This is a genomic window from Cobetia sp. 1AS1, assembly GCF_029846435.1.
Classification (GTDB): domain Bacteria; phylum Pseudomonadota; class Gammaproteobacteria; order Pseudomonadales; family Halomonadaceae; genus Cobetia; species Cobetia amphilecti.
Genome location: NZ_JARWKU010000014.1, coordinates 1 through 20,700, shown reverse-complemented (window position 1 = coordinate 20,700; position 20,700 = coordinate 1). Strand labels below are relative to the sequence as shown.

20 protein-coding genes and 1 pseudogene are annotated in these 20,700 nt (G+C 64.1%); 15 read left to right on the top strand and 6 right to left on the bottom strand.

The window, feature by feature from the left end; translation table 11 throughout:
• Positions 1 to 386: 386 nt before the first annotated feature.
• The gene (locus QD280_RS17115) at positions 387 to 1,541 is read right to left on the bottom strand and encodes a PatB family C-S lyase (protein WP_153636641.1); all 1,155 of its coding nucleotides are present in this window, start codon (positions 1,539 to 1,541) and stop codon (positions 387 to 389) included.
• Between the two features lie 120 nt (positions 1,542 to 1,661).
• Between QD280_RS17115 and QD280_RS17110 the strand changes: the two genes are divergently transcribed.
• The 9 genes and pseudogenes from QD280_RS17110 to QD280_RS17070 all read left to right on the top strand — a co-directional run bounded on the left by QD280_RS17110 (position 1,662) and on the right by QD280_RS17070 (position 8,617).
• Positions 1,662 to 2,087 carry a hypothetical protein gene (locus tag QD280_RS17110; protein ID WP_192839479.1) on the top strand — a complete coding sequence of 142 codons (426 nt, stop codon included), beginning with the start codon at positions 1,662 to 1,664 and terminating at the stop codon, positions 2,085 to 2,087.
• Between the two features lie 488 nt (positions 2,088 to 2,575).
• The gene (locus QD280_RS17105; protein ID WP_043336528.1) at positions 2,576 to 3,013 is read left to right on the top strand and encodes a universal stress protein; all 438 of its coding nucleotides are present in this window, start codon (positions 2,576 to 2,578) and stop codon (positions 3,011 to 3,013) included.
• An 80-nt stretch (positions 3,014 to 3,093) separates the two neighbouring features.
• Positions 3,094 to 4,635 carry an alanine/glycine:cation symporter family protein gene (locus QD280_RS17100; protein ID WP_054557282.1) on the top strand — a complete coding sequence of 514 codons (1,542 nt, stop codon included), beginning with the start codon at positions 3,094 to 3,096 and terminating at the stop codon, positions 4,633 to 4,635.
• A 216-nt stretch (positions 4,636 to 4,851) separates the two neighbouring features.
• A complete protein-coding gene (locus QD280_RS17095; protein WP_279840078.1) occupies positions 4,852 to 5,874 on the top strand; it encodes a zinc-binding dehydrogenase in 1,023 nt (340 codons plus the stop codon).
• A complete protein-coding gene (locus QD280_RS17090) occupies positions 5,871 to 6,692 on the top strand; it encodes a hypothetical protein (RefSeq protein ID WP_279840077.1) in 822 nt (273 codons plus the stop codon). Before QD280_RS17095 ends, QD280_RS17090 begins: the two co-directional genes overlap by 4 nt.
• A 47-nt stretch (positions 6,693 to 6,739) precedes the next feature.
• A pseudogene (locus QD280_RS17085) lies at positions 6,740 to 7,141 on the top strand (thioesterase family protein); the annotation flags it as partial.
• A gap of 83 nt (positions 7,142 to 7,224) precedes the next feature.
• Positions 7,225 to 7,704, top strand: a complete 480-nt coding sequence (ybaK, locus tag QD280_RS17080; RefSeq protein WP_279840076.1) for a Cys-tRNA(Pro) deacylase — start codon at positions 7,225 to 7,227, stop codon at positions 7,702 to 7,704.
• Between the two features lie 78 nt (positions 7,705 to 7,782).
• The gene (locus QD280_RS17075; protein WP_043336543.1) at positions 7,783 to 8,112 is read left to right on the top strand and encodes a hypothetical protein; all 330 of its coding nucleotides are present in this window, start codon (positions 7,783 to 7,785) and stop codon (positions 8,110 to 8,112) included.
• Positions 8,090 to 8,617: a DUF501 domain-containing protein gene (locus tag QD280_RS17070; protein ID WP_279840075.1), complete on the top strand. Its 528-nt coding sequence runs from the start codon at positions 8,090 to 8,092 to the stop codon at positions 8,615 to 8,617. Before QD280_RS17075 ends, QD280_RS17070 begins: the two co-directional genes overlap by 23 nt.
• A 100-nt stretch (positions 8,618 to 8,717) precedes the next feature.
• On the opposite strand, the gene QD280_RS17065 is transcribed toward QD280_RS17070, so the two are convergent.
• Positions 8,718 to 10,058, bottom strand: coding sequence for a sodium-dependent transporter (locus QD280_RS17065; RefSeq protein WP_192839475.1), 1,341 nt, complete (start codon positions 10,056 to 10,058; stop codon positions 8,718 to 8,720).
• 349 nt (positions 10,059 to 10,407) lie between these two features.
• Between QD280_RS17065 and QD280_RS17060 the strand changes: the two genes are divergently transcribed.
• The gene (locus tag QD280_RS17060) at positions 10,408 to 10,950 is read left to right on the top strand and encodes a TIGR00730 family Rossman fold protein (protein ID WP_279840074.1); all 543 of its coding nucleotides are present in this window, start codon (positions 10,408 to 10,410) and stop codon (positions 10,948 to 10,950) included.
• Between the two features lie 165 nt (positions 10,951 to 11,115).
• On the opposite strand, the gene QD280_RS17055 is transcribed toward QD280_RS17060, so the two are convergent.
• Positions 11,116 to 12,897 (bottom strand): lysophospholipid acyltransferase family protein, encoded by a 1,782-nt coding sequence (locus QD280_RS17055; RefSeq protein ID WP_279840073.1) that lies wholly within the window; start codon positions 12,895 to 12,897, stop codon positions 11,116 to 11,118.
• Positions 12,898 to 13,109: 212 nt separating this feature from the next.
• Between QD280_RS17055 and QD280_RS17050 the strand changes: the two genes are divergently transcribed.
• Positions 13,110 to 14,078: an NAD(P)H-quinone oxidoreductase gene (locus tag QD280_RS17050; RefSeq protein WP_043336555.1), complete on the top strand. Its 969-nt coding sequence runs from the start codon at positions 13,110 to 13,112 to the stop codon at positions 14,076 to 14,078.
• Positions 14,079 to 14,282: 204 nt separating this feature from the next.
• On the opposite strand, the gene QD280_RS17045 is transcribed toward QD280_RS17050, so the two are convergent.
• Positions 14,283 to 14,789 carry a hypothetical protein gene (locus QD280_RS17045; protein WP_107335865.1) on the bottom strand — a complete coding sequence of 169 codons (507 nt, stop codon included), beginning with the start codon at positions 14,787 to 14,789 and terminating at the stop codon, positions 14,283 to 14,285.
• Positions 14,790 to 15,024: 235 nt separating this feature from the next.
• Complete coding sequence (locus tag QD280_RS17040) at positions 15,025 to 15,510, bottom strand: sel1 repeat family protein (RefSeq protein WP_192839473.1); 486 nt, start codon at positions 15,508 to 15,510, stop codon at positions 15,025 to 15,027.
• 317 nt (positions 15,511 to 15,827) lie between these two features.
• On the opposite strand from QD280_RS17040, the gene QD280_RS17035 reads away from it, so the two are divergent.
• From QD280_RS17035 to yaaA, 3 genes are all read left to right on the top strand, one after another.
• Entirely contained in the window at positions 15,828 to 16,859 is a 1,032-nt protein-coding gene (locus QD280_RS17035) for an NADP(H)-dependent aldo-keto reductase (protein ID WP_043336563.1), read from the top strand.
• 80 nt (positions 16,860 to 16,939) lie between these two features.
• On the top strand, positions 16,940 to 17,392 hold the full coding sequence (locus QD280_RS17030) for a DMT family transporter (protein ID WP_043336565.1): 453 nt from the start codon (positions 16,940 to 16,942) through the stop codon (positions 17,390 to 17,392).
• A 107-nt stretch (positions 17,393 to 17,499) separates the two neighbouring features.
• Entirely contained in the window at positions 17,500 to 18,288 is a 789-nt protein-coding gene (yaaA, locus tag QD280_RS17025; RefSeq protein ID WP_279840072.1) for a peroxide stress protein YaaA, read from the top strand.
• 27 nt (positions 18,289 to 18,315) lie between these two features.
• On the opposite strand, the gene QD280_RS17020 is transcribed toward yaaA, so the two are convergent.
• Positions 18,316 to 18,921, bottom strand: coding sequence for an isochorismatase family protein (locus tag QD280_RS17020; RefSeq protein WP_279840071.1), 606 nt, complete (start codon positions 18,919 to 18,921; stop codon positions 18,316 to 18,318).
• 74 nt (positions 18,922 to 18,995) lie between these two features.
• Between QD280_RS17020 and QD280_RS17015 the strand changes: the two genes are divergently transcribed.
• Entirely contained in the window at positions 18,996 to 19,895 is a 900-nt protein-coding gene (locus QD280_RS17015; RefSeq protein ID WP_107335863.1) for a Tim44-like domain-containing protein, read from the top strand.
• Positions 19,896 to 20,700 lie beyond the last annotated feature (805 nt).

Here is a 20,700-nt window from a genome sequence, read left to right as displayed (position 1 = left end):
CAGACTTCACAGCGTCTGGCGCAGACGGGGTGGCAGATGACGCCGCGGGCGCACGGCAGCGGGAAGATGGCGGCGACGAACGCGCCAGGCGCAGGCTCCCGCCCTGACAACACCATTCACGACAGGCCGTCACACCTGCATCCCTGCTTGCTGGCCGCCCCTGTCGCGGCGTCTCTGCCACCTCATGTCTCATCGTCGCATCTCCTGATGACAAGCCCCTCCCGATGAGCGGCCTGACTTCAGAGTTGACGATAATGATTCTCAATTCAAGTTTGCAATGAGCGATAGCTGCCAACGAAACGCCGCGGGCTGACCCAGATCAACTCCGGCCCTGTCGACTCCCCTTCTCGGCCGCCTCGCTCGCCCCCTCGATCCCTTCGCCAACCTCAGCCTTTCTGCAGACGCTCATCCATCTGCTGCAGCGCCTTCTCCAGCTGCACGCGCGTGGTGCCGTAGTTCAAGCGCACGAAGCCCGGCCAGCCGAAGTCTGCGCCATCCGACAGCGCGACATCGCATTCCTCGAGCAGAGTCTGCTGCGGAGACTCCCCGAGCCCTGCCTTGCGCATATCCAGCCAGGCCAGATAGGTGGCCTGCGGGCGCGACATGCTGACGCCGTCCCAACGTGCCACGTGGCTTTCCAGCAGATCGAGATTGTCACGCAGCACGCTCAGCAACTCCTGACGCCACGGCTCACCCTCGCGCCACGCCGCTTCGGTCGCGGCCATGCCCAGCACATTGGTATCGGGCATCAAGCCATTGGCGGCGCCGGTGAAGCGTGCACGCAGCTTGGGATCGGTGATCACCGCGCAGGCGAATGTCAGCCCGGCGGTGTTGAAGGTCTTGGAGGGCGCCCACAGGGTCACGCAGCGCGCCGCCAGTCGCTCGTTCAGGCTGGCCAGCGGAATATGGCGGGCCGTCGGGTCCACCACCAGATCCGCATGCAGCTCATCGGAGACCACCAGCAGATCGTGACGCTCGACCAGCTCCGCCAGCGCCTCGAGCTCTTCCTCGCGCCAGACGCGGCCGGTAGGATTGTGCGGGTGGCACCATAGCAGCAGCTCGGTCTCGGGCGTGATGGCCGCTTCCAGCGCCTCCAGATCCAGACGCCAGGGGCCGCCTTGCGTCTCGGGCTCTGCCAGCGGCGCCATCTGTGCCAGTCGCCCGGTCTTCTGGGCCACCTTGAGGAAGGGTGGGTAGATCGGGGTCGTCGTGACCACGCCCGCGCCGGGAGAGGTCAATGCCAGACTGGCCAGGTGCAAGGCCGGCACCACGCCCGGCAGCCAGACGATGGCGTCACGCGGCACCTCCCAGCCATAATGCTCGCGACTCCAGTCACACAGGCTGTCATCGAGGCCCTCCGACGGCTTGGCATAGCCGTAGACCGGGTGCGCCACTCGCTCGGCCAGCGCTCGCGTCACGGCGGGCGGGGCGCTGAAGTCCATGTCGGCGATCCAGAGGGGCATGACGTCCGAGGCGTAGCGATCCCACTTCTGGGAAGGATACTGGCGTCGATCGAGCGGGGTGATGAAATCGAATGGCAAGATGGAGTCTCCCTGTGGCGGGCAAATTTGGCAGGCAACGCGAGCAGTACTCTCGACTCACGCCGCCCTCGGGCGGCGAGAAGAATACCTGTGGACCAACTACAGCATAAGGCTTTGTGCATGTCTGAAGACACCTTTTACCCACAGGCCCAGCGCGGGCTGCCCGGTCTGTTGCATGCCTGGCTGACCCATGGCCGCGGCGACAGCGAGCGCCTCGCCGTGCTGCTGGCCGATACCGCGCGCGTCGCAAGTCTTGGCCAGCCCGCCAGCAATCCCGATGGCGAGACGCTGGAGCAGTGGGCCGCAGAGGGCGGTGCGCCGCTGTGGGCACCCAAGGCAGCGCTGTTCCTGTTGATGCAGATGCCGGCACGCCCGGTGCCGCAGGGGCCGGATGACGCTTGCGCCTGGGCCTATTGCTGGTTGCGCATGCGCGAACACGACAGTCCTACGGCCGCCCTGATGGCGCTGCCGGAACACCTGCGTCAGCCGCTGGCCTGGCCCATCGAAGCCGCCTGGCAAGACCTGACGCACCAGCGGCTGATCTAGCCGCGCTCGATTGTCGAGCGCCCGCAGCGCTGTTGGTGAGCAGCGCTGCGTTTCTCTCTACTCTCCTCTGCTCTGCTCTCCTTCCTCACCGCCCTCTGCTCTGATTTCCCTCCCCTGCTGACCCTCTCTTGCCTGCTCTATTCTCTTGTCCGCTCCCGCTCCCGCCCCCTGCTACTGACAGCGATTCTGATGGTGACCCTGCTGGCGCCCTAAAGGACAGCTCGTCCTGCTCTCGGCATTGCTGACAGCCATGGGTAGCAGATTTCTCAGCGAATATCGTCATCACCGGCTAATGGCGTAGCGGAAACCTGAGACTCGTCAACGCGTAACTGACGCCATTTCGTTTAATCATCGTTTTGTGAAGCGATACACCCGAAGGGATTTCTTGTGTGAGCGAGGAGTAAAGTTCTTTCAACCGCAACGAAACGGTAATTCAACAAGAATCCGCTGGCGCGACACGACGACCAGCAAGCTTCAGGAGAAGCTCCATGACCACCTCCCTGATTGTCGGACTGGATGGAACCCCGGGCGGCGACAGTGCCATTGCCTATGCCAAGCGCGTCGCCTCTCTGGTGGGCGCGGAAACCAGGATCATTCTCTGCTACGTGGTCGAATGGTCGCCCTACAGCTTCAACACGCCGGAAGAGAACGCCCAGCGTGCCAGTCGCCGTGAGAACGAGATCAAGCTGGCCCGCGAGCGTGTGCTGGCGCCGGCCATCAGCGAGCTGGAAAAGGAGGGCTATCAGGTCGAGGGGCGTGTCCGCCACGGCGATGCCGCCGAGATCCTCAGCCTGCTGGCGCGTGAAGTGAATGCCGAGCAGATCATCGTCGGCCGCAAGGGGGAAAGCGTGCGCTCACGCATCTTCGGCAGCGTGACCGCCCATCTGATTCAAGAGGCCTCGGTGCCCGTCACCATCGTTCCCTGAGACAGGCGCCTCCCGCACCCGCCGCCTGCAGAGATTCGCACCAGACAATAACGACAATTCGCTTTTCGAGGTTACCTCTCATGAGTCGATTCCGCTCCCTGGCCCCCTGGGCTGCCGCGATGGCAGCCCTCATGGCCGCAAGCTCTGCCCGTGCCGAAGGCATGGACCAGGCCATCAGTGACATCGTCGGACCGATCGTCAATCCGATCGTCTCGACCATCTTCTATTCCGTGCCGGTGGCCGGCACCCAGTTCCCGTTGATCGTCGGCTGGCTGATCATCGCGGCCGTCATCTTCACGCTCTATTTCGGCTTCGTGCAGTTCCGCCTGTTCGGCCATGCCATCCGTCTGGTCAAGGGCGACTACACCGACCCGAAGGATGAAGGCGAGGTATCCCACTTCCAGGCATTGGCCACGGCGCTGTCCGGCACGGTCGGCCTTGGCAACATCGCCGGCGTCGCGGTCGCCGTCTCACTGGGCGGCCCGGGCGCGACCTTCTGGATGATTCTGGCCGGTCTGCTCGGCATGGCCTCCAAGTTCTGTGAATGTACGCTTGGCGTGAAGTACCGCAACGTCAACGCGGATGGCTCCATCTCCGGCGGCCCGATGTACTACCTGTCCAAGGGCTTCGCGGAAAATGGCAAGGCGGGTCTGGGCAAGATTCTGGCGATCTTCTTCGCCATCTGTGCCATCGGCGGCTCCATCGGCGGCGGCAACATGTTCCAGGCCAACCAGTCCTATCAGCAGGCCGTCAACGTCACCGGCGGTGATGCCAGCTTCCTGGTCGGCTACGGCTGGCTGTTCGGTCTCGTGATGGCCGCCATCGTCGGCATGGTCATCATCGGCGGCATCAAGTCCATCGCACGTGTCACCGAGAAACTGGTGCCGATGATGGCTGTCATCTACGTGATCGCGGCACTCATCATCCTCGGCTTCAACTTCAGTGCGATTCCGGCCGCCTTCGGCGCCATCATCGAAGGTGCCTTCGCACCGGTCGCGGTCGGCGGCGGTATCGTCGGCGTGCTGATCCAGGGCTTCAAGCGTGCTGCCTTCTCCAATGAAGCCGGTATCGGCTCCGCGGCCATCGCCCACTCTGCCGTCAAGACTTCCCAGCCGGCGACCGAAGGGATCGTCGCCCTGCTCGAACCGTTCATCGATACCGTCGTCATCTGCACCATGACCGCACTGGTCATCGTCATCACCGGCGCCTACCAGGTCGAAGGCCTCGGCGGCGTCCAGCTGACCTCCTACGCCTTCGAGACCGCCTTCCCGTGGTTCCCGTATGTGCTGGCCCTGGCGGTGCTGATGTTCGCCTTCTCCACCATGCTGTCCTGGTCCTACTACGGCCTGAAGGCCTGGACCTACCTGTTCGGTGAGAGCAAGGGCTCCGAGATCGTCTACAAGCTGATCTTCCTCGCCTTCGTGGTCATCGGTTCCTCCATGAGCCTCGGCCCGGTCATCGACTTCTCCGACGCCATGATCTTCGCCATGTCCATCGCCAACATCATCGGCCTCTACTACCTGATGCCGGTCGTGAAGCGTGAGCTGGCCCAGTACATGGCCAAGCTGAAGTCCGGCGAGATCGCACCGGTCGACAAGGAGGCCAAGCGCCAGAACGCGTGATCCCCATCACGCCCAGGCGGGCCTGACACAGCCGTCAGACGTCGCATGACCCAAGGCCCCTGCCCATCGGCAGGGGCTTTTTCGTTGTCGATCATGCAATTCCGTGCATTGGACGGCTGAAACCACCCAAGTCGGATTGCCGCAACGCAGCGCAATGGGTAGGGTGTGGCGCTCACTGGCCACACTGGCCGGAACCTGTATCAACGAGGACGTCTCATGCTCGCTTCCATGCATGCCATGGTGCTGCGCAATCCCGGCCCGGATGCCGACTTCGTGGCGACCGAATGCCCGCTACCCACTCCCGGCCCCGGCCAGGTGCGCATTCGCGTCGCTGCCTCCAGCGTCAATCCACTGGATCTCAAGCTGGCCAGCGGCCAGGTGCCTCTTTTGCCACCAGCGCCCTGCGTGCTGCACGGCGACGTGGCCGGTGTGATCGATGCCGTCGGTGATGACGTGCTGGCCTTCTCGCCCGGCGACGAGGTGCTCGGCTTTGCCGGCGGTGTCGCCGCTCATCCGGGCGCGCTGGCGGATTACATGCTCGCCGACGAGCGCCTGATCACCCGCAAGCCGCGCCGCCTGAGCTTCATGGAAGCCGCCGCGTTGCCGGCAGTGTTCATCACCGCCTGGCAGGCACTGGTGGAGCGTGGCCGGCTGGAAGCGGGACAACACGTGCTGATCCACGGCGGCGCCGGTGGCGTCGGCCATGTGGCATTGCAGATCGCCCGTTGTATCGGCGCGGAAGTCGCCACCACGGTGTCCAGCGATGACAAGGCCCGGGCGGCACGTGATTGCGGCGCGGACCACGTCATTCGCTACCGCGAGGAAGCCGTGGCCGATTACGTGACCCGGCTGACGGGCGGCGAGGGCTTCGATCTGGTCTTCGACTGCGTCGGTGGTGACAACCTGGCCGCCAGCTTCGCCGCCAGCAAGCTGGGCGGACGCATCGTGACCATCAATGCGCGTACCACGGTGGATCTCTCGCCGCTGCACGCCGGCAGCCGCAGTCTGGAAGTGCTGTCGATCCTGCTGCCGCTGACCGCTGGCATCGGGCATGAGCAGCAGCGCCAGGCGCTGGGCAAGCTGGTGGAGCTGGTCGAGGAAGGCGAATTCAAGGTGCGCCTCGATGAGCGCCAGTTCGACTTCAGCGAGGTCGCCGAGGCCCATCGTCATCAGGCTTCCGGCACGGCAGTGGGCAAGATCTCGCTGGTGCGTCGTCAGTTCTGGGACGCCGCCCAATGAGCGCAGCGCTTCAGGGTGAGCTGGGCCTGCAACTGCTCAAGCTGCTGATCTCGGTGGCGGTGGTGATCGGGCTGTCATTGATCGCGGAGCGCCTCTCGACACGCATGGCCGGGCTGCTGTCCGGCTACCCGCTCGGCACGGCCATCACGCTGGGCTTCATCGGCGTTGAGATCTCCCCCGAGTTCGCCGGCCAGAGCGCCGTCTACACTCTGGCCGGCTTCTCCTCGACGCTGGCGCTGGGGGCCGGCTACTGGCTATACGGGCGTGCACAGGGACTGCGCGGCGTCATCAACGGCACCCTGGGCGGCCTGCTGGGTTGGCTGCTCGCCAGTCTGGTGCTGGCGCAGTTCGAGTTCACGCGCGTCAGCGGCGTGATCGTGACGCTGATCGCCATCGTGCTGTGCATGCGCCTCTATCGCGGCGTACCGGAGAGCACGGCGCGCAAGTCGCCCTTCTCCTGGATCTCGCTGCTGGCGCGCGCCGGACTGGCCGCCGGCATCGTGTTCGGCATCACCGCACTGGCCCATCTGCTGCCGCCCTCGTGGGCAGGCCTGGTGGCGGCCTTCCCGGTCACCATGTACCCGCTGCTGGTGATTCTGCATCTCACCCAGGGACCCGTGGCCGTCGCGACCGTCATCAAGCACTACCCGGCCGGCCTTGGCTCGCTATTGTGCTATGCGCTGGTGGTCTCGCTCAGCTATCCCGGTATGGGGGTCGGTCTGGGCACCCTGCTCGGTTTCATCGTGGCGACGGCGTGGCTGGGCGTGTTCACGCCGTTGCAACGTCGACTAGCCTCACGACGTACAGCCAGCGCCTGAGCTTCCTGATAGGCTGAAATGCCGCATGGATGCCCAGGAGCGATGACATGTATTTCAAGACGCTGGAACCGGCCTTCTACGACACCGATGCCCTCGGGCACGTCAACAACACGCGCCTGCCGGCCTGGTTCGAGTGGGCGCGCAATGACCTGTTCCGCGTCTTCGTGCCGGACCTCGACCCGCGCAAGTGGCCGCTGATCATGGCGCGCATCGAGGTCGACTTCCTCGCCGAGCTGCAATATGGCCAGCCGGTGGAGATTCGCACCTGGCTGTCGCGTCTCGGCGGAAGCTCCTTCACCGTGACCCAGGAAGCGTGGCAAAGCGGCGTCTGCGGCGCACGCGGCCACTGCGTGCTGGTGCAGTTCGATCATCATGCCAAGCAGTCGCTGCCCATCGAGGGCGAGCTGCGCGCGACCCTGGTCAGCCATGTGCACGAGCACACCGACAGCGCCGGACTGGATGTCCCGGCCCTGCGCGAGGCCGCCCGAGCACTCGGGACCCACAGCGCCACCTCCGAGGGGAGCGTGCCGGCATGACACCCGCGCTCAAGCTGCTCAAGGGCAAGCCGCACCGCACACTCGAGTATGCCCACGACCCGCGCGCTCCCGCCTATGGGGAAGAGGCCGCCCGCACGCTGGGGCTTGATCCCGCCCAGGTCTTCAAGACCCTCGTCTGCCAGCTGGAAGGCGGCAATGCACGTCAGCCGCTGGTGGTCGCCGTGGTGCCGGTCAGCGGTACGCTCGACCTCAAGGCATTGGCACGCGCCTGCGGGGCACGCAAGGCGGCACTGGCCGCGCATGAGGCCGCCGAGCGTACCACCGGCTATGTGGTCGGCGGCATCAGTCCGCTGGGACAGAAGAAGCGCCTGCCACTGTGGGTCGATGACAGCGCCGCGACACTGGCGGAAATCTTCATCAGCGGCGGCCGTCGTGGACTGGAGATAGCGCTCGCCCCCGCGTTACTGTGTGAGCTGGGCAATGGCCAGTTCGCCCCGCTGGCCCGTGACGACTGATGGCCACGGGCCAGGCCCTGCATGATGGACTCTCCATGACAAGCACCCGCCACAGCACCGCGTCAGCGAGGAGGCCCGATGGGCATTCGCTACAGCAAGTGGATCTACCCGGACATGACCGAGCTGCATGCGCAGGTCGAGGCGGCGCTGGAGCACTGGTTCAGTGAGCGCTTCGCCGACTACCCGCACATCAGCTTGCCGGGCCTTGACCCCTACGATTATGATGGCTGGTTCAATCGTCTGGCCCCGGAGCTGATGGCGCGCGGCAGTGACTACTGCGAGCGTGAGTGGCATGGCTATGTGCCGAGCCCCCAGCAGCTCAACCAGGCTTTCTTCCGGGCCGTATCCCGGTCCAACAAGTGTGTGCTGGAGCCTGACCGCAAGCATGGTGATCCTGACCAATCATAGTCCCAACGCGCGGGAGCTCGAGATCATCGAGCGCCAGCTCGGGCGCAAGCCGCGCGGCATCCAGGCCGTGGCCGCCACCGATGGCGAGGGCACTCCGCTGGTGCTGCGCATGCATTCGCTGGTGGACGGCAAGCCCTTCCCGACCCTCTACTGGCTGTGCGATGAACGCCTCAAGATCTCGCTGTCACGCATCGAGGCCGAAGGCGTCATCAAGGGGCTGGAAGAACGCCTCAAGACCGACGAGGAACTGCTGGCGCGCTACCGTGCCAGCCATGAGGCCTATGTCGCCGAACGCTGGAGCTTCATGAGCGAGGCCGAGCGCAGCGCCATCGAGTCCCAGGGCTTCGCCGACCTGATGCGTGAACGTGGCGTCGGCGGTATCCGTGACTGGAATCAGGTACGCTGCCTGCACACCCAGTACGCCCAGCATCTCGCCTACGCCGAGGGCAACGCCATCGGTCACTGGGTCGATGCCCATTACGACGTGCTGTCCGAGCTGCCCTGAGCTCTGGCGACGACGATCGAGCCGATGCCGTCGGCTTGAAGGCAGAAGACGAAGAAGCCCGCCAATTGGCGGGCTTCTTGCGTCGTGACGAGCGTCAGGCCTACAGCGAGTGCGCGAAGACCAGCGCGATGCACAGCGGGCAGATCAGGCGCACGTACCACGGCCAGATCTTCCAGAACAGGCTGGACTCGATGTCCGGCGCCCCGCTCTGGATCTCCTTGAGCAGCGCATGGCGCGACATCGCCCAGCCGACCAGCAGGCACATCACCAGCGCGACCAGCGGTTGGCTGTACTGGGTGGTCAACATGATCACCAGGCCGAACAGTGCCCCGAAGTTGGCGGCGATGGTCAGGCTGATGGCCATGATGGCGGCACCGACGGCCAGGGTGGCGGCACGCCGACCCAGCCAGCCACGCTCGACCACGAAGGACACCGGCACTTCCAGCATCGAGATGGAAGAGGTGATGCCCGCCACGCTCATCAGCGCGAAGAACGCCACCATCAAGACGTCACCTGCGCCGCCCATCTGACCGAACAGCGCCGGCAGCGTGTCGAATAGCAGGGTGTCCGAGCTCTTGAGCAGGCCATCGGCATCGAAGATCTCGACGCCCAGATGACGCGCGGCATACATGGCCGGAATCACCAGCAGGCCGGCGAGGAAGGCGATGCCGACATCGATCAGCGTCACCAGTACGCCCAGACGCGGCAGGTTCTGCTCCGGCCCCAGATAGGAGCCGTAGATCAGCATCGCGCCCACGCCGAGAGACAGCGAGAAGAACGCCTGGCCCATCGCGCTCAGCATCAGGTCGGCATCGAAGATACGGTCCCACTGCGGCGTCAGATAGACACTCAGGCCTTCATCGGCGCCCGGCAGGGTCAGCACGTAGCCGATCAGCCCGACCAGCAGCATCAGCAACAGCGGCATCAGACGCGTGGACCACTTCTCGATCCCGCCGCGCACACCGCCGACCACGATCGCCATCGTCAAGGCGAGGAAGACCGCCGTCAGCGAGACATTGCGCGTGAAGTCGAAGGTGGTCAGCCAGCTGGCGGCGGAGCTCATGCCCAGCGCCTCGCTGACCGGTGCGGCGGTATAGCCCAGCAGCCAGCCCGCGACGATGGCATAGAAGGCCAGGATCAGGCTGGCGGTCAGCATGCCCGCCCAGCCCGCCAGCGCGCCGAAGCGCTTGGTGATGCCTCGACCGAGACTCATGCTGGTGACGATGTTGGCCTGACCATGGCGGCCGATGACAAGCTCGGCCATCAAGGCCGGCCATGCCAGCAGGAAGGCCAGCACCAGATACATCACCACGAAGGCCCCGCCTCCGTTGTTGGCCGTCTGGGACGGGAAGCCCCATACGTTGCCAAGTCCTACTGCCGAACCAGCGGCGGCCATCAAGAAGCCCAGCCGACTGGCAAAGCGTCCGCGCACCTGCGCCATCTGCCTCTCCTGCCTTGTTGTTCCGCGTCCGTCGAAGACGACGTCGCGATGAGTCCACGCTCGCCGAAGGCGGCGTCGCGATGAGTTGGGGGGCATCCCGATGCAAGCTCACGGGGCGCCAGCGCCCGCCAGCCGTCGCCTGCGGGGGCGGCAAGGGTAGCAGAGCAGGCCCGCGAATGCAGGCGACAACGCCGAAAGTCAGCACGTACCCGCGTTGGCCACGGGGCAATGCCGAGTTCCTCACCGGCGTCATAGCGTCGCCGCACAACTCGCGTAGGATAGGAAGGACATGACATCAAGGCACGGCAGCCAGCAGTGAGCGCCGCCGAGAAACATTCAGGAGAGCAACATGCATCGCATCTGTGTCTATCTGGGCTCCCGCGAGGGCGTCTCCCCACAGCACCGCCAACTGGCCGATGCCCTGGGCACGGCCATCGCCGAGCGCGGCTGGGGACTGGTCTACGGAGGCGCGCGCGCCGGCCTGATGGGGGCGTTGGCAGATGCCGCGCTGGCAGCGGGCGGTGAGGTGATCGGCGTGATCCCCCAGGCACTGGTACGCAACGAGAAGGCGCATACCGGCCTGACGCGCTTGATCGAGGTGGCGGACATGCATGAGCGCAAGGCGCAGATGGCCGCACTGGCGGATGCCTTCGTGACCCTGCCCGGCGGGATTGGCACCCTGGAGGAATTGTTCGAGACCTGGACCTGGCAGTACCTGCGCTTTCACGCCAAGCCGATCGCCGTCCTCGACAGTGACGGCTTCTTCGCGCCCCTGCTCGAGTTTCTGGACCGCACCGTCGAGGCGGGCTTCCTCGATGCGGACACTCGCGCGCGCCTGATCAGCGAGCGCGAGATCGCGCCCCTGCTGAAGCGACTGGCGCCCGAGACGTAAGGCTTGAGACGTAAGGCCTGAGACCTGACTGCCTGTCGCGTCACTCCCCATCAAGCGCATATGCCAGCGCCATGGGGAGTGACTCTGCGAGCGGCCGTCTCAGCTCAGCATGCTCTTTCAGCAGTGCGCTCTTTCAGCAGCGCACAGTCTTAACAAATCGTCGCCTCAGCTCAGCACCGTCTCGCCAACAACCTCAACGGCGTCGTCCGAGGCGGCCTGCTGCTGAGCGGGTTTGCCGATATAACGCGCCCGCTTGCTGGCGGTAACCTGCTCGACATCGACCATCACCAGGCCGTCGATGCAGTAACCGAAATCGGCGTCGACACTGAAATCGAGGAAACGGGTGCCACCGGGCTCGGTGACCTCGGCGTACTGTTTGTAGAGCGTCGGCACCGTCACACCCATCGCATCCAGCTGGGCACGCAGGCGGCGGAAATCGCCATCGGCGTCCTGACCATCGAACAGCCGCTCCGCTTCATGGGCGGCGCTGCCCGGCACGCTCTGGGCGACCGGTGCCCGCGCACGCGCCAGCCCCTCATCATCCCCGTAATAGTGACGGTAGTAGCTGACGATCAGTGCCCTGGCGGCCTCCGGATAGCTGTTGGAGAGCGTGACCGGGCCGAACAGCCAGCGAATCTCGGGATGACAGCGCAGATAGGCGCCCAGCCCCTGCCACAGGTAATCGAGGCTGCGCCGCCCCCAGTAGCGCGGCTGCACGAAGCTGCGCCCCAGCTCCAGGCCGTCCTGCATGCGCTCGAACATCTCCGGCGTGAAGCGGAACAGGGTCGGGCTGTAGAGCCCCTTCTCGCCATGTGCCGCCATGATCTTGCGTACCTCTCCGATGCGATAGGCACCGGCGATCTCGAGATCGGCGTCATCCCACAGCACCAGATGCCGGTAGTGGGCGTCATAGCGATCGATATCACGCCGCTCGCCGGTGCCCTCGCCGACCCGCCGGAAACTGATCTCGCGCAGTCGCCCGATCTCGCGCATCACGCTGGAGCCGGGGAAGGCATCGAACAGGTAGATCTTCTTGCCGTCGCGGGTCTCGCCCAGCAGTTCACAGGGCGTCAGTTCCTCACGCAGCGCCTGGCGTTCCTCCGGATGGCCGATGGCCTTCTCGGTCACGAACAGGCCACGCTTGCCGCGCCCGATGCGATACAGGTGCTTGCGCAGCAGGCGCGTCTTGGCGTTGGTATTGAGGGCATCACTGTCGAGGCGCTCCAACGGAATCAGCTCGCCGATGCGCAGCTTGAGCTGCCGCTCGCGCTGGCGAAACATCTCATGGGCCAGCAGGGGCGTGCCGAAGCTGCGGTTGATCGACGACAGCGCATAGAAGAGCGTCGAGTTGCGCCCGCTGACGTGGATAGGCAGCACCGGCGCGTTGGTCTTGCGCGCGAAATGCAGGAACCCCGACAGCCACTTGCCATCGCGTGGCCCGGTCGGGCCTGCACGCGAGACCTCGCCGGCCGGGAAGATGATCACGGCCTCTTCATTCATCAGCGCATCGCAGATCTGACCACTGCTCTTGCGATAGCCACGGCGACTGAGGTTGTCCAACGGCAGCAGCAAGGGTGCCAGCGGCTCGACCTTCATCAGGATGTCGTTGGCGACGATCTTGACGTCGCGGCGCACTTCGCCGACCAGCTTGAGCAGTGCGAGGCCATCCAGTGACCCCAGTGGATGGTTGGCGACGATGACGACACGCCCGTAGGCCGGAATGTTCTCGCGCTCCCGCGAGGACACCGAGTACCCAAAGGAGAAGTGATCGAGCACGCGGTCAATGAAGTCGAAGCCACGCTGGTCCGAGTTCTCGCCGAGGAAGGCATTGATCTCGCCCTCATGCACCAGGCGCCGCAGCATGGCCAGAGCTGGCCGCCGGATCAGCGGGTGACGTTTGGCAAAGGCAGGATACTTGGCAGCGATGACGCGGGCAGTATCGATCATGCTCTCTCCTTGGCCGCACGGAGTGCGGAACGCGATGTCTGGATCATGGGGCTTGATATCACGTCAGGTTCGCGCCACTTCATGACAGATGCGTCACAGTCCCCGTACAGTGAGATGACAGTCGCCCACGTGATCCGCGGCCGATGCGCCCCGGCACAGAGATCATCCGCGTACGAACAGGCAGCGCGACTGCCACGCCAAGGAGAGAGCGAATGTTTGCGATAGCCGTCGAGAATGAATCACTGGTCTGGCAGGAAACCGAGGCCCCGCACGGGATCGCCTCGGATGAGGTGCGTATCGAGGTGGCCTGGGCCGGCGTCAACCGCGCAGACCTGATGCAACGCGCCGGCCAATATCCGCCACCTGAAGGTGCCAGTCAGATCCTGGGACTTGAGGTCAGCGGCACCATCCGTGAAGTTGGCCGCCACGTCGAGCGCTTCAAGGTCGGTGATCCGGTCTGCGCGCTGCTGTCCGGTGGCGGCTATGCCGAGGAAGTGGTCGTCAACGCCCTGCAGGTGTTACCGGTGCCGGAGGGCTATAGCCTGCGAGACGCCGCCGCGCTGCCGGAGATGTTCGCCACCGCCTGGCTGAACCTGTTCATCGAGGGCAATCTCAAGCACAAGGAGCGCGTACTGCTGCACGCCGGTGCCAGCGGCATCGGCACCACCGCCATCCAGCTGTGCGGGCTGTTCGGGCATCCGTGCTTCGTGACCGTCGGCAGCCAGGAAAAGCTGGAGACCTGCCTGCGCCTCGGCGCGGATGCCGGCTGGAATCGCCACGATGGCAGCTTCGTCGAGGCCGTGAACGACTGGGGCGGCGCCGACATGATTCTCGACCCGGTGGGCGGCGGCTATCTGGCCGACAATCAGCAGGTGCTGAAACAGGATGGCCGCATGGTATTGATCGGTCTGATGGGCGGGCGCATGGATGAGCTGGATCTGGGTCGCATGCTGATGAAGCGTCAGCGCCTGATCGGCTCGACCCTGCGCTCGCGCTCCCCCGATGGCAAGGGCATGGTGCTGGATGCGCTCTACGTGCATGTGTGGCCACGCCTGGCACGGGGTGAGCTGCGCCCGCATATCGACAAGAGCTGGCCGATCCAGGAAGCCGATGCCGCGCATGCCTATGTGCAGGACAACGCCAGCACCGGCAAGGTGTTGCTGGCGGTGACGGGCGCCTGAGCCTCGTCATGACGCTGATGACATCAGCATGAAAAAAGCGGCAGCCCAGTGGGCTGCCGCTTTTTTGGCTTTATTGACGCTATCTCGTGCTCGCTGCTCCGCCTGACAACATCTGACCTGACAACATCTGACCTGACAACACCCGGCCTGACAGCAGTGTCGCTCATGCCGCCAGGCGTAGACCCCGAGGCGCCTCGCGCAGGCTTATTCGCTGCGCCCGATCGACTGGGCTTTCTGCCAGGTGAGTTGCAGCAGACGGGCGTCGTCTCCGGCGCGATGGCGCTGGATGCCCCCCTCGGCGATCACCGCTTCCTTGAGCTCCGCCCAGCAATTCAGCTGCTCCTCATCGAGCAGCCGTCTGAGCGCCTCGAGACGAAAGCGCGGCAGCATGCCGGCATGATAGAACAGCAGCGAGAGCCAGGTATTGTCGTAGCCCCAGCTGTCGCTATAGGCGATTCCCGCCTCACCCAGCTCATCATTGACCCACTGCGCCACCTCACGCACTGGCCGCCCTTCGCGTGCCAGCCGCGCCCGTGAGATGCCGTGCAACAGCTCCGCCTTCGGGTCCCAATGCACCCACTCATCAAGAGGCTGTATCAGGAAGGCGCAACTGCTGCCGTCGGCACGCGCCAGCCCGATCTCGATCGGATAGCTACCACGGCCAAAGCCGGAGGCTTCAATATCGAGCAGAATAGGCAGCGTCACACGAATCTCCCAAGGTATCTCAGGCAGACAGGGCCCGGGCGAGAAGAGGTTGAATGTCCTCAGGTTACGGGAATTGCCCCCTGCTTGGCGAGTCCTGAGCGCGACGCTGTCAACGCAGGCATCAGGTCGATCTGCTCCATCACGCTGGCATCACGTTCAGGAGACGCACATGAGAAGGCCAGAGACGACAACGCCCTCACGAAGAGGGCGTTGTCAGTGGCAGCGAGAGCAGTACATCAGCTCAGTGCAGGTCTGCCTCACTACCCGTGCGGGCGTGGGCTTCCCACTGCTCGGCCTTGTGCGGGCAGACCGCCAGACCGAGGGAGCCTTCACGATAGGCACGCGCCAGGCGCTGGGCCGCGAGAGCATGGCGGCACTCGGCGGCACGTGCGTACCAGGTCACGGCCTTGGCCGGATCGCTCTGATACTGGGCACAGCCATACTCATAGATACGCGCCGCCTGATACTGGGCATGCACGTCGCCGGCCTGCGCGGCCTTGATGACGAAACGCGCGCCCTTGGCCTTTTCCTGAGCGGAGTTGCCGCGCTGGAACAGCATGTGCCCGTACAATGACAACGCACCGGTGTGACCGGCATTGGCGCAGTGATTGAACAGACGCATGGTCAGACGATGCTTCTGCTGAGAGCCGGACAGCCAGGAGGCGTGGAACAGACGCTCCGCCAGGCGGTATTTCAGTCCAGTCATCAGGGTTGGGGCCTGCGGCATGACGAGTAACCTTGATACAGAATAAGAGGGGTGACGCCGTGTCCTGGCCCGATCCTGAGCCCGCGACGCTATTCTCCTTGCCAACACTGTCAGTTTGCCCTTGCGGGCGGCCTAGAAAGACTGCTCCCCTGACAGCGGGGCGCCAAGCATACTCGCGCAATCGGGGGGACTCAAGCCCGCCTTGTGGGTTTTTGTTACGCTGCTAATATGTGCGCCATCCTTGGGGTAAAGTACGCGCGCGAACCGCGCGCCACGCGCGTGCTGGAAGCACTCGTCCTGCCCGCTACATTGACACCTACCCGATAGGGGAATCCTGCATGCAACGTAGAGCTCTTGGCCGTACTGGCATCGACGTCAGTCTGCTATGCCTTGGCACCATGACCTTCGGCGAGCAGAACAGCGAAGCCGATGCCCACCAGCAGCTGGACCGTGCGCTCGACGCTGGCATCGACTTCATCGATACCGCCGAGATGTATCCGGTGCCCCCGAATGGCGAGACCCAGGGCCGTACCGAGGAATACATCGGCAGCTGGCTGGCGGCACGCGGCAATCGTGATCAAGTCAAGATCGCCACCAAGGTCACCGGCCCGGGCATGGATTACCTGCGCGGTGGTTCACGCCTGACGCGAGAGCAGATCATCGCCGCCTGTGACGACAACCTGCGTCGCCTGGGCACCGATTACATCGACCTCTATCAGCTGCATTGGCCGGACCGCAAGACCAACTTCTTCGGCAAGCTGGGCTACCAGCCGACCGAAGACGAAGACATGACGCCGCTGGAAGAAAGCCTGTCGGCACTCGGCGAGCTGGTCACCGCCGGCAAGATTCGCGCCGTCGGCCTGTCCAACGAGACGCCGTGGGGCGTGATGCAGTGCCTGAATCTGGCCGAGCGCCTGAACCTGCCGCGCGTGGCCAGCGTCCAGAACCCGTACAACCTGGTCAACCGCAGCTTCGAAGTGGGTCTGGCCGAGTTCGCGCACCGCGAAGATGTCGGCCTGCTGGCCTACTCGCCGCTGGCCTTCGGCACCCTGTCCGGCAAGTATCTGGACGGCGCCCGTCCGGAAGGCGCTCGCCTGACGCTGTTCGAGCGTTTCCAGCGCTACAACGCCGAGCCGGCTCAGCACGTCATCGCCTGCTACGTGGATATCGCGCGTCGTCACGGCCTGAACCCGGCCCAGATGGCTCTCGCCTTCGTCAACACTCGCCCGTTCCTGACCAGCAACATCATCGGTGCCACGACGATGACCCAGCTGGAAAGCAACATCAAAAGCCTCGAGGTGGAGCTGAGCGAGGAAGTGCTGGCCGAGATCGAGATGATCCACAACACCGCGCCCAACCCGTGCCCCTGAATCGCCTCTGACCCGTAGCGGATACACAACCCCGACAGGCCGGTCATCATGACCGGCCTGCTCGTGACCAAGGACCCCTCATGAATCCCGCTGAATTGAGCATGATCCTCATGGCTGTCGCCGCCGGTGCCATGATGCCGATTCAAGCTGGCGTCAATTCCACGCTGGCCCTGCAGACCCACAGTTCGCTCATGGCTGCCATGGTCAGCTTCGTGGTCGGCTCGATCGCGCTGGTCGTCATCGTGCTGGCCATGCGCCTGCCCATGCCGGGCGTCGGCGCCCTCAAGGCAGCCCCCTGGTGGAGCTGGACCGGCGGTCTGCTGGGCGCCTTCTTCGTCGCGGCCAGCGTGATACTGGTGCCCAAGCTGGGTGCTGCCACCATGATGGCCACCTTCCTGGCGGGGCAGCTGACGGCCTCGGTAGTGCTGGACCACTTCGGCTGGGCGACCTTCCCGCAGCATGATCTTTCGCTGGGGCGCGTGGCAGGCGTGTTGCTGCTGTTCGCGGGGGTCTTCCTGATCCGCCGCTATTGATGCCTCTGGCGTCACGCAGTGCAATCTATGGCCCCGATAGTCCTGGCGGACTCGGGGCCATCTTGTCTGCCTGATATACTGAGACCTTTCCCTGCCAGGAGGTCTACATGCTGAGTGTGATTTCGCCCGCCAAATCGCTGGATTTCGACAGCGCCCCCGTGACCTCCCGTCATAGCCAACCCGATTTTCTCGAGCAGGCTCAACCGCTGATCGACATCCTGCGCGAACAGTCGCCGCAGGACATCGCCAGCCTGATGAAGCTCTCCGACAAGCTGGCCGGCCTCAATGCCGCTCGCTTCCAGGAATGGCAGCCGCCCTTCACGCCGGATAACGCCAAACAGGCGGTGCTGGCCTTCCAGGGCGACGTCTATCAGGGCATGGCGGCGGATTCGTTCAGCGAGGAAGATTTTGAACGCGCACAACACAAGCTGCGCATTCTCTCCGGCCTCTATGGGCTACTGCGCCCGCTGGACCTCATCCAGCCGTACCGTCTCGAGATGGGCACGCGTCTGAGCAACCCGGCCGGCAAGGACCTCTACGCCTACTGGCGCAAGACGCTGACTCCGGCACTGGAGCAGGCGGTGGAAGACAGCGGCACGCCGATACTGGTCAACCTGGCCTCCAATGAATACTTCAAGGCCATCGATGCCAAGGCGTTCCGCCACCGTATCGTGACGCCGGTGTTCAAGGACGAGAAGAATGGCCAGTCCAAGATCATCAGCTTCTACGCCAAGCGTGCACGCGGCCTGATGAACGCCTGGATGCTCAAGCACGACATCGAGACAGCCGAGGACCTCAAGGACTTCGACGTGGCCGGTTATCGCTTCTCCAATGCCGCCTCTGAGGGCGATACGCTGGTCTTCACGCGCAGTGAGGCCGACGCGGCACGCGCCTGATACGTGACCGGCGGGTCACTTAACGCCTCATCCGCCCAGCCCCGGGAAAGTCAGGTGTTCTGCGGCGCGCGGTTTGAGGTAACGGCGATGAATATCGCCGAACAGGACGTGATCTGCACACCCAAGCCATTCATACGCCACCATCTCGGCACTGACGATACTGGCGCCCGCGGCCTCGCAGCGGGCCACTCCCAGCGCCGCCTCCCGCGGGCGGCGGCTGGCGACCCCATCGGCGACCAGCGCCACTCGATAGCCTGCGCCACACAGGGACAGCACGGTCTGCATCACACAGACGTGCGCCTCGGCACCACACACCACCAACTGGTCACAGCCACTCTGCTCCAATGCCTTGCGAAAGTCCTGCGCATCCAGCGCGCTGAAACTGCGCTTGGTAAAGCAGCGGGTGCGCTCGCTCAGTAGTTGCGTCATCGGAGCACTTGCGCCCAACTTGTCGGGGCAGTGCTCGGTCAGCCAGACGGGAATTTCCAGCGCCTGGGCGATTCCGCCCAGCCAGATGGCACTGTTGATGGCCTCGGTTCCGCCACTCAGAACCGGCATCAGGCGAGCCTGGAAATCGATCAGCAACAACAATGATCGCCTCGCCATCAGGTGTTGAGACTTTTCGTCGTCCATTGGTCCTCCCACGACGATTCTAAGGCTAGAATGGAGCTTCCACTTACACGCTAGCGCATCCAAGGAGATCCCACATGCGCCATCTGTTCATCATGCTGATGGTCGGCTTGCTCGGCTTCGGTCTGAGCGTCGAACACGCAGAGGCCAAGCGCCTCGGCGGCGGCAAGAGTTTCGGTAGCTACTCACGATCCGCTGACAGCGGAAAATCCTCCAGCTCACTGTTTGGCAGCAACAAGGCCACCAACAGCAGCACCGCAGCGAAGTCCAAGCCCTCCAGCGGCCTGTCCAAGTTTGCCGGACCTCTGGCAGGCCTGCTGGCAGGCGGCCTGCTGGCATCGCTGTTCTTCGGCGGCGCCTTCGATGGTCTGCGCATGACAGACTTCCTGATCATCGCGGTGATCGCCTTCATCGCCTTCAAGTTCCTCAGCGCGCGCAAGAAGGCCGCCATGGCGAGCGGCGGGCCGGCAGGTAGTGGTGGTGGTTCCTCTACACGCCACGATGACCAGCCGCGCAATGTGCAGGCGCGTGAAGCGCATCAGCCGCAAGGCGAGTCGCTGGCTCCGGCCGGTGGTATCGGGGCAGGCCTGACAGGCGGTGCCCCGACCAGCGAACCGGCTTGGTTCGACAAGGAGCAGTTCCTCGGCGGTGCCAAGGAACACTTCATGACGCTGCAGCGCGCCTGGGACAACAATGACCTGCCGCGCATTCAGGAGTACGTCACGCCAGAGCTCTACAATCTGCTGCGTGAAGAGCGCGCTCAGCAACCGGCCAACAACCGTACCGAGATCGTGCGTCTGTTTGCTGAACTGGGCAGCGTGCAGGAGATTGGCAAGCAGGCGGAAGCGACGGTCCTGTTCCACGGCGTGCTGGATGAAAATGGCGAGCAGAACGAGTTCAACGAGACCTGGCACCTGGTCCGTGAACTGCGTGATGGCGCCGATTGGCACATCCAGGGCATCGAGCAGAACAGCTAAGACGCTCCTCTCACTGACGTGACCTTCACTCTGTGAGGGCCACATCAGATGCCAAAGCGGCCGGATGAACACTCATCCGGCCGCTTTTTTGTGTCTCGCTGCGGAGGGTCACCAAAGGCTTCGCAACAGTTCGCCGAAGGCCACAAAGGCACCGTCAGAATGACAGGCATAAAAAAACCGGCCACTGGGGAAGTGACCGGCGGATAGGCTGCTCGACTGCAAGGCAGGAGCGCCAGATCGCAAAAAGTCTGCTGATGGGATAGCACAGACAAGTTTCTAAGCAAGGGAACGTCGAAACTCACATACTCAGAGTCGCCGATTGAGCTTTAGTTCAGCCTGATCGTAAAAAACATGAGCAACCCTGAGGTGCAGAACCCGCGACGTCTGATCAGCCCTCGCCATCAGCCGGCTGTACCCAAGGTTTCAGCAAGGCTTGCCTACCCCAGGAAACACCTCATGCTCGACAAGCCCTTGTGGATAATTCAGGTGCCACTCTCAGACTCCAGTTTTCCACAGGCGGATCCCTGTACGCTTCCCTTCCTCAGCAGGGCGCCTTGCACCCCCTATGCACTGCCACAGACAGCACCGCCCCTGCAGCAAGGCGACAGAGGCGGTGCGGGACAAGTGTCTGACGAGCTTTTCATGACTGCCCTTGGTGCAGGCCTCCCATGAGGTGGCCATCCGTGGACTTTCCCGCGCTAATTTTTTTGAGCACAACTTTTTCTCGCCACAAAGAGAACCGCCCCTGCAGCAAGGCTACAGGGGCGGTTCGGTATAAGTGCCTGACGATGACCTACTCTCACAT

Excerpts from the sequence above, each read along its gene's own strand:
- QD280_RS17110 (WP_192839479.1), top strand. The coding sequence starts at position 1,662 with ATGTCTGAAGACACCTTTTACCCACAGGCCCAGCGCGGGCTGCCCGGT.
- QD280_RS17105 (WP_043336528.1), top strand. The coding sequence starts at position 2,576 with ATGACCACCTCCCTGATTGTCGGACTGGATGGAACCCCGGGCGGCGAC.
- QD280_RS17100 (WP_054557282.1), top strand. The coding sequence starts at position 3,094 with ATGAGTCGATTCCGCTCCCTGGCCCCCTGGGCTGCCGCGATGGCAGCC.
- QD280_RS17095 (WP_279840078.1), top strand. The coding sequence starts at position 4,852 with ATGCTCGCTTCCATGCATGCCATGGTGCTGCGCAATCCCGGCCCGGAT.
- QD280_RS17090 (WP_279840077.1), top strand. The coding sequence starts at position 5,871 with ATGAGCGCAGCGCTTCAGGGTGAGCTGGGCCTGCAACTGCTCAAGCTG.
- ybaK (WP_279840076.1), top strand. The coding sequence starts at position 7,225 with ATGACACCCGCGCTCAAGCTGCTCAAGGGCAAGCCGCACCGCACACTC.
- QD280_RS17075 (WP_043336543.1), top strand. The coding sequence starts at position 7,783 with ATGGGCATTCGCTACAGCAAGTGGATCTACCCGGACATGACCGAGCTG.
- QD280_RS17070 (WP_279840075.1), top strand. The coding sequence starts at position 8,090 with ATGGTGATCCTGACCAATCATAGTCCCAACGCGCGGGAGCTCGAGATC.
- QD280_RS17065 (WP_192839475.1), bottom strand. The coding sequence starts at position 10,058 with ATGGCGCAGGTGCGCGGACGCTTTGCCAGTCGGCTGGGCTTCTTGATG.
- QD280_RS17060 (WP_279840074.1), top strand. The coding sequence starts at position 10,408 with ATGCATCGCATCTGTGTCTATCTGGGCTCCCGCGAGGGCGTCTCCCCA.
- QD280_RS17055 (WP_279840073.1), bottom strand. The coding sequence starts at position 12,897 with ATGATCGATACTGCCCGCGTCATCGCTGCCAAGTATCCTGCCTTTGCC.
- QD280_RS17050 (WP_043336555.1), top strand. The coding sequence starts at position 13,110 with ATGTTTGCGATAGCCGTCGAGAATGAATCACTGGTCTGGCAGGAAACC.
- QD280_RS17040 (WP_192839473.1), bottom strand. The coding sequence starts at position 15,510 with ATGCCGCAGGCCCCAACCCTGATGACTGGACTGAAATACCGCCTGGCG.
- QD280_RS17035 (WP_043336563.1), top strand. The coding sequence starts at position 15,828 with ATGCAACGTAGAGCTCTTGGCCGTACTGGCATCGACGTCAGTCTGCTA.
- QD280_RS17030 (WP_043336565.1), top strand. The coding sequence starts at position 16,940 with ATGAATCCCGCTGAATTGAGCATGATCCTCATGGCTGTCGCCGCCGGT.
- yaaA (WP_279840072.1), top strand. The coding sequence starts at position 17,500 with ATGCTGAGTGTGATTTCGCCCGCCAAATCGCTGGATTTCGACAGCGCC.
- QD280_RS17020 (WP_279840071.1), bottom strand. The coding sequence starts at position 18,921 with ATGGACGACGAAAAGTCTCAACACCTGATGGCGAGGCGATCATTGTTG.
- QD280_RS17015 (WP_107335863.1), top strand. The coding sequence starts at position 18,996 with ATGCGCCATCTGTTCATCATGCTGATGGTCGGCTTGCTCGGCTTCGGT.